Source organism: bacterium (genome assembly GCA_024224155.1).
Taxonomy (GTDB): Bacteria; Acidobacteriota; Thermoanaerobaculia; order Multivoradales; family JAHEKO01; genus CALZIK01.
Genome location: JAAENP010000404.1, coordinates 1 through 5,741, shown reverse-complemented (window position 1 = coordinate 5,741; position 5,741 = coordinate 1). Strand labels below are relative to the sequence as shown.

The window sequence follows — 5,741 nt, the reverse complement described above, 5'->3', positions numbered from 1 at the left end:
CGGGAGGTCCTGATGCGAGTCGGCCAACTCGCCCACTGCCACCCCCGCGTCGTGGAGCTCGACATCAACCCGTTCGTCGCCTCCCCGGATCGGGACGGCGCCGTCGCCCTCGACGTCCGCATCCGGGTAGAACGCGAGGCGGCTCGCCGGCGGAACGAGTCCTGAGGGTCGCGAGCGCCCCGGCACGCGCGGGCGTCGACGTCCGAGAAGGGCGACATATCGGACGTGATGTGTCAGCGTGTTCTAGTCGTTACTCGAGCCTGGCCGCCGTGGCGCGAGCGCAAGCTCGCGGCCGGCGATTGCGTCTTTTCCTTTCAGGGTGGAGACGGTCGCGGCGGCATCGAGCGCTCAGGTCTATCGCCGACGCCGTCCCGAACGCACGGTCCTCTACCGGGCCCTCGCCCATCACTTCGAGCACTTCGTCCAGGTCTACGAGGAGCGCTTTCCAGCTCGCCGACGCCGCGGCTCAGCAGGAGCGAGACGGCGAGGCCGAGATTGGCACCGTCGAAAAACTCGTTCGCCGGATCCAACTCGTTCTGGGCGATCTTCAACGCCTCCCGGAGGGCCATGCGCAGGCTCTCCTCGTCCCAGTCGGCGAAACGCTCCGCCCCGAGAACCTCCCCGATGGGCAGCCATTCGAAGAGCTGGAAGTCGATGTCTCGCAGGTCGACCTGGTAGGTCATGCCGTTTCCTCTCTGTCTGATTGATCCTTCTGGTTGGCGGGCACCCCAAGAGCTTTTCAGAGATTCGAGGCGGGATCGAGGGTCGTGACCCGGGGGGTTGACATGCAGAGTTAACTGTATATAGAGTATATACACACCATGAACGCCCTACTCCTCAACCTCACTGACCTCTCGTCGGAGCCGCTCCACGGCCAGATCTCGCGCCAGATTCGGGCCCGGATCCTGGCGCACGAGCTGACCGACGAGCAGCCGCTGCCCTCGATCCGGGTCCTGGCGCGGGAGCAGAAGGTGAGCGTGATCACGGTGAAGCGGGCCTACGAGGACCTGGAGCGCGAGAGTCTGATTCGCTCGCGGCGAGGCAAGGGCTTCTTCGTCTCGGCCATCTCCCGGGAGACCAAGCAGGCGATGGCCGAGGAGCGTCTGGCGGCGGCCCTGTCCAGCCTGTTGGACGAGGCGCTGGCCGAGGGCCTGAGCCGGCAGCGGATCGGCGAGGTGTTTCGCAATCTCCTCGAGGAGCGGAGGTAATCCAAGATGAGCACCAACGGTCTGGCGATCTCGCTTTTTGGCCTCGAGAAGAGGTACCCGGGCTTTACCCTCGGGCCCCTGGACCTCGCCATCGAGCCCGGGACCGTGGTCGGCCTGGTGGGTCCCAACGGGGCCGGCAAGACGACGACGCTCAACTGCATCACCGGCCTGGTGGCTGCCGATGGCGGCGCCTCGGAGGTCTTCGGGCGCTTCAACGACCCCGACGACGCGACCTGGAAGCGTGACGTCGGCTACGTCGGCGAGGAGCACGGCTTCTACGGGCGGTGGACGGCGGAAAAGAACCTGCGCGCCATCGGTCGCCTGCAGCCCGGCTGGTCGGAGTCCAGGGTCCGACGCCTGGTCGAGCGTTTCGAGCTGCCGCTGGCGACGAAGGCCGCGGACCTGTCCAAAGGCAACCGTACGAAGCTGGCGTTGGTCGCGGCGCTGGGCCACGGCCCGCGGCTGCTGCTCCTGGACGAGCCGACCTCGGGGCTCGACCCGGTGGTCCGGACAGAGGTGCTCGACGTGCTGTGGGAGGTCCTCGAGGACGGCGAGGCCGCCATCCTCTACTCCACCCACGTGCTGTCCGACATCAGCCGGCTGGCCGACGAGCTGGTCTTCCTGCGCGACGGACAGATCCTGCAACGCAGTGACACCGAGGCGCTTTCGGAGGCCTGGCGGAGGATCTCCTTCCGGCTCGACGACGACGTCGCCCTCGCGGGCACCGTCCGCCAGCAGCGCGTCGGCACGAATCATCAGGCGATCAGCTCGGACCACCTGTCGACGGTGCGGCAGCTCCGCGAGCTCGGGGCCGAGAACATCGAAGAGTCGAGAATGAGCATCGACGAGATCGTCGTCGAGATCCTGAAAGGCAATCGCCATGTGGAAACTCGTTAGATTGAGCCTCGGCTACCACCTCAAGGCGCTGCTGCTGGCGTGGCTCGTCGCGATCCTGCTCTCCGAGATCGGTCTGTTGATTCTGGCCATCGTCAGCGTCTACCTGGTCTCGGCCGAAGACAAGGAGCGGCGCCTGCTGCTCCACCTGCCGCTGCCCGTGACCCGTCTTCAGGTCGGCTGGGCGCGGGTCGTCTTTCCCGCCATGGTCTTCCTCCCGGGCGCCCTGCTCGCCGTCCTCTTCGCGTCGGGCGTCCTGGCCGTGGTCTTCCCCTCGGGGATACCCGGCAGCGGTGGCGTGACGGTCGCGGAGGCCATCTGGGACGAGCTCGTGGTCGTGGCCGTCCTGATGTTCTTCACACAGCTTCTGCTGATGCTCGCCGAGCTCAACGGCTGGGCAAGCGGCCGCGGCCTGCCGCGGCTGCTGATGGCCTTCCTCACCCTGCTGGCGGTGCTGGCGCTCACGCTCATCGCCTGGATCCTGCTGGCGACGTTCGGCAGCTATCCGATAGTCATCCTGGGGACCGTGGGTCTGGCCGTGGTTCTCATGGGCCTCACCGTCTACCTGTTCGAGCGGCGGCCGAGCTTCGCCAGCGCGTGACTCCTGGAAGAACGCCGGAACTGCAGGGACCGCGCACGGACGGCCACCTTCGCTTAGGATCGAACCGATGGAGGTTCGATGAGCGTCGGCCTGTCGATCGCCGCCGCTCTGCTGGCGGCAATCGCCCTGGCCCACTCCGTGCTGGGCGAGCGCTACATCCTCGTGCGCCTCTTTCGGCGTGGCCCGCTGCCCAAGCTGTTCGGCAGCGACTGGTTCACCCGCCGCACCCTGCGGTTCGCCTGGCACCTCACCTCCGTGGCCTGGCTCGGCTTCGCGGCGTTGCTGCTCTTCCTCGCCGGGGGAGCGCCACCCGGTCGCGAGGTGGTCCTGGGCGTGGTGGCCCTCACCTTCCTCGCGACGGGTGTCATCGCCCTGGTTGCCTCGCGCGGCAAGCACTTCGCTTGGCCGGTGTTCCTGGCCATCTGAACGAATGGCGAGGAGGCTCGTCGCATTCTGCCTGGCCACGACCTCGCCTGGGCGTGCGCTGATACGCCCCCGATGGGCCCACCGCCCGCCTCGGCATCAGCGCAAGGGCCGCCGGCTGGCGGCGACGAGTTCAAGGCCGCCGGAATGTTCGCCGTCTCGCGCCATGAAGGGCAACCGGACGTTCGATGATCAGAGTAGAGCGCATAACGTCCGATATGTCGCCCTTATCGGACCGATTTGTCAGTCGTTCAAGGGGCCTTGGCTCGCGGGTACCTATGCGGTACCTGGGGGAAAAGCGAGCGCTGTCCAAGGAGCGAGTGGAGCCTGGTTCAACGGACTCTTCTCGGGCTTGGCCTTGATTGAGCCCCCTTGATTGTCAGTCAAACGGGGCTTTGTGCAGGGCGGGCCTTCGCTTGAAGCCTACTCCCAAACAAGGCCGGCGGCGAGGTCCTGTGATCTGGCCACCGACTTCGCGCATTCAGCGAACGAGTCGATAGCTAGCCCCCCCGACTGATGACAACGAGAGTGATGTCGTCCGCCAGGGGTTGATCGGCGGTGTGCCGCTCAAAGGCGGCGAGGATGCGGTCGTGGATCTCCACGGCGCTACCGCCGGCGGTCGCCAGCTGGCGAATCCTGTCGAAGCCGAAGGCCTCCTCGTCCGGCCCCGCCACCGCCTCCGCCACGCCGTCGGTGAAGAGGATCAGCCGGTCGCCCTGCTCCAGGATGTTGCTGGCCGCCGACGGCCTGGCGCGCTCGTGTATCCCCAGCGGCAGCGCCCCCTCTCCCAGCTCCTCAATCCCGCCCGCGGCGCGCAGCAGCAGGGGAAAGGGCTGTCCGGCGCAGATGAAGTCGAGACGCCCCGACCCGGGTTCGAGCAGCCCGTAGAAGATCGCCATAAATGCCCGGCGGCCGCCGGCGCGGTGCAGGGCCCGGTTGAGCTGCTCGGCCACCTGCTGCGGTTCGGGGTCCGAATCGACGGCGGCCTTGAGGGTGGCGCTGGCGATGGCCATCAGCAACCCGGCCGCCATCCCGTGTCCGCTGGCATCGCCCACCACGATGGCGGTCCGGCCCTCGGAGGCGGGAAGGAAATCGTGGTAGTCGCCGCCCACCTCGTTGGCGGTGCGCCAGGAGGTGGCCACGCCGTACCCTTCGATCATCGGCGGCTCGGCGGGTAGCAGGTCCCGCTGCAGGTCGCGGGCGATCTCCAGCTCGTCCCGCAGGGCGACCCGCTCCACCAGCTCCATGAGCAGCAGGAAGAACAGGCCGGCACAGGCGATGAGCGACCAGGGCGTTGGGTTCACACCGGCCGCCACCAGGCAGAGGATGAAGAGCCACCGCCGGCCCGGGGTGAGCTGACCGGCCACCCCGGCGAACACGACCCGGATGCGGTGAAAGAGCTTCCCCACGACTCCCTCCGGCTCCTCGCGGAAGCGCCCGTCCCGGTCCAGCACCGCGTAGGCCCGCCGGGCATCCCGGTGGAAGATGTCCAGCACCTCCGGCCTGCGCCGCGGTGAGACGCCCTCGTCGGCCAGGGGACCCATGCCGAGCTCGCCGACCAGTAGCAGGGCGAGTCTCCTCAGGGCGGCGAGAGCGAGGATCACCAGGAAGACGAGCAGCAGGATGCGGATGGCCAGTGCGAGGGGCTCCTCCAGGGTCTCCACGCGAGGCCAGAAGTCTCGCAGCCAGGCGTGGGTGGCGGTCCACTCCCGGTTGGGGCCGACGATCGACGGACCGCTCAGCAGCCGGTAGAGCACGGCCACCCCCAGCACGCGGACGGCCAGGTCGAGCCAGCGCAGGGCCAGGCTCCACCGCCCCCGCCCGATGAGGGCCAGGTGGAGGAGCAGGGCGGCGCTCCACCAGAGGTTGAGCCAGGGCAGGTAGGCGGTGTAGCCGGGTGCCAGGATGGGGAGAAATCGCCACTCGAAGGTATCTCCGCCCATGCCGATCCAGACCCCCACCCACTGGGGAAAGAAATTGACCAGCAGGAGCAGGCCGGCGAGGAGAGCGGCCTCCAGCCCCAGCCCGATTCTGGACGCCAGGGAGACCCGCTTCCAGGGCTCGATGTTCCGTGGCTCGCTCGCGGCGGATGGATTGCGCTCAGTCATCTCGAGCCCGGGGCCAGCCCCGCGTCGCGGCGGCGCGCGGGACGGGCCCTTTGCCAGGCTGATACGTCGGTCAGGATACAGGGTTCTCAGAGAGCATAGATCGCGCAGAGCGAGACGATGTCGACCGCCGATGTCGTCTTCTCTCTTCAGAGTGGAGACGGTCGCAGTGACTTCGAGTTTCCAGGTCTATCGCCCACGCCGTCCCGAGCGCACGGTCGTCAACCGGGCTCTCGCCCACAACTTCGAGGGCTTCCTCCATGTATATGCGGACGGTTTCCGCCACACTCACGGCTATCTGCGTGGTTGCGTCGAATCGGCCGTTCACCGCTATTTCGACTGCACCATCTTCGACCAGGGTTGAAGTAAAGGGGTGCGGGGTCTTGGGCCGTGGTGCGGCCGCGGAGTGGCACTTGGCGGACTCTTGAGCGAGCTCGGGACCCGGTGCAGCCGCCTGAACTCGTGCAAGCGCATCCGCGGGACACCTCGAGTTGAACTATTAGCCACTTG

The 5,741-nt window shown here is 67.5% G+C and carries 8 protein-coding genes; 6 read left to right on the top strand and 2 right to left on the bottom strand.

The window, feature by feature from the left end; genetic code table 11:
* A partial coding sequence (locus GY769_20350) for a hypothetical protein (GenBank protein MCP4204275.1) occupies positions 1–165 on the top strand: 165 nt, incomplete at its 5' end.
* A 149-nt stretch (positions 166–314) separates the two neighbouring features.
* Here the strand turns inward: GY769_20350 and GY769_20345 are convergent.
* Positions 315–683 (bottom strand): hypothetical protein, encoded by a 369-nt coding sequence (locus tag GY769_20345; protein MCP4204274.1) that lies wholly within the window; start codon positions 681–683, stop codon positions 315–317.
* A 138-nt stretch (positions 684–821) separates the two neighbouring features.
* Between GY769_20345 and GY769_20340 the strand changes: the two genes are divergently transcribed.
* From GY769_20340 to GY769_20325, 4 genes are all read left to right on the top strand, one after another.
* On the top strand, positions 822–1,208 hold the full coding sequence (locus GY769_20340; GenBank protein ID MCP4204273.1) for a GntR family transcriptional regulator: 387 nt from the start codon (positions 822–824) through the stop codon (positions 1,206–1,208).
* 6 nt (positions 1,209–1,214) lie between these two features.
* A complete protein-coding gene (locus tag GY769_20335; protein MCP4204272.1) occupies positions 1,215–2,105 on the top strand; it encodes an ABC transporter ATP-binding protein in 891 nt (296 codons plus the stop codon).
* Positions 2,089–2,703, top strand: a complete 615-nt coding sequence (locus GY769_20330) for a hypothetical protein (GenBank protein MCP4204271.1) — start codon at positions 2,089–2,091, stop codon at positions 2,701–2,703. Before GY769_20335 ends, GY769_20330 begins: the two co-directional genes overlap by 17 nt.
* A 78-nt stretch (positions 2,704–2,781) precedes the next feature.
* Positions 2,782–3,129: a hypothetical protein gene (locus GY769_20325; protein ID MCP4204270.1), complete on the top strand. Its 348-nt coding sequence runs from the start codon at positions 2,782–2,784 to the stop codon at positions 3,127–3,129.
* Between the two features lie 497 nt (positions 3,130–3,626).
* Here the strand turns inward: GY769_20325 and GY769_20320 are convergent, their stop codons facing one another.
* Positions 3,627–5,234, bottom strand: coding sequence for a PP2C family protein-serine/threonine phosphatase (locus GY769_20320; GenBank protein ID MCP4204269.1), 1,608 nt, complete (start codon positions 5,232–5,234; stop codon positions 3,627–3,629).
* A 130-nt stretch (positions 5,235–5,364) separates the two neighbouring features.
* Here GY769_20320 and GY769_20315 point away from each other — a divergent pair, with 130 nt between their 5' ends.
* The gene (locus GY769_20315; protein MCP4204268.1) at positions 5,365–5,595 is read left to right on the top strand and encodes a hypothetical protein; all 231 of its coding nucleotides are present in this window, start codon (positions 5,365–5,367) and stop codon (positions 5,593–5,595) included.
* The last annotated feature ends 146 nt before the right edge of the window (positions 5,596–5,741 follow it).

Bases quoted from the DNA above. Each gene is read 5' to 3' on its own strand.
- GY769_20345 (MCP4204274.1), bottom strand. From the start codon at position 683: ATGACCTACCAGGTCGACCTGCGAGACATCGACTTCCAGCTCTTCGAA.
- GY769_20340 (MCP4204273.1), top strand. From the start codon at position 822: ATGAACGCCCTACTCCTCAACCTCACTGACCTCTCGTCGGAGCCGCTC.
- GY769_20335 (MCP4204272.1), top strand. From the start codon at position 1,215: ATGAGCACCAACGGTCTGGCGATCTCGCTTTTTGGCCTCGAGAAGAGG.
- GY769_20330 (MCP4204271.1), top strand. From the start codon at position 2,089: ATGTGGAAACTCGTTAGATTGAGCCTCGGCTACCACCTCAAGGCGCTG.
- GY769_20325 (MCP4204270.1), top strand. From the start codon at position 2,782: ATGAGCGTCGGCCTGTCGATCGCCGCCGCTCTGCTGGCGGCAATCGCC.
- GY769_20320 (MCP4204269.1), bottom strand. From the start codon at position 5,234: ATGACTGAGCGCAATCCATCCGCCGCGAGCGAGCCACGGAACATCGAG.
- GY769_20315 (MCP4204268.1), top strand. From the start codon at position 5,365: ATGTCGTCTTCTCTCTTCAGAGTGGAGACGGTCGCAGTGACTTCGAGT.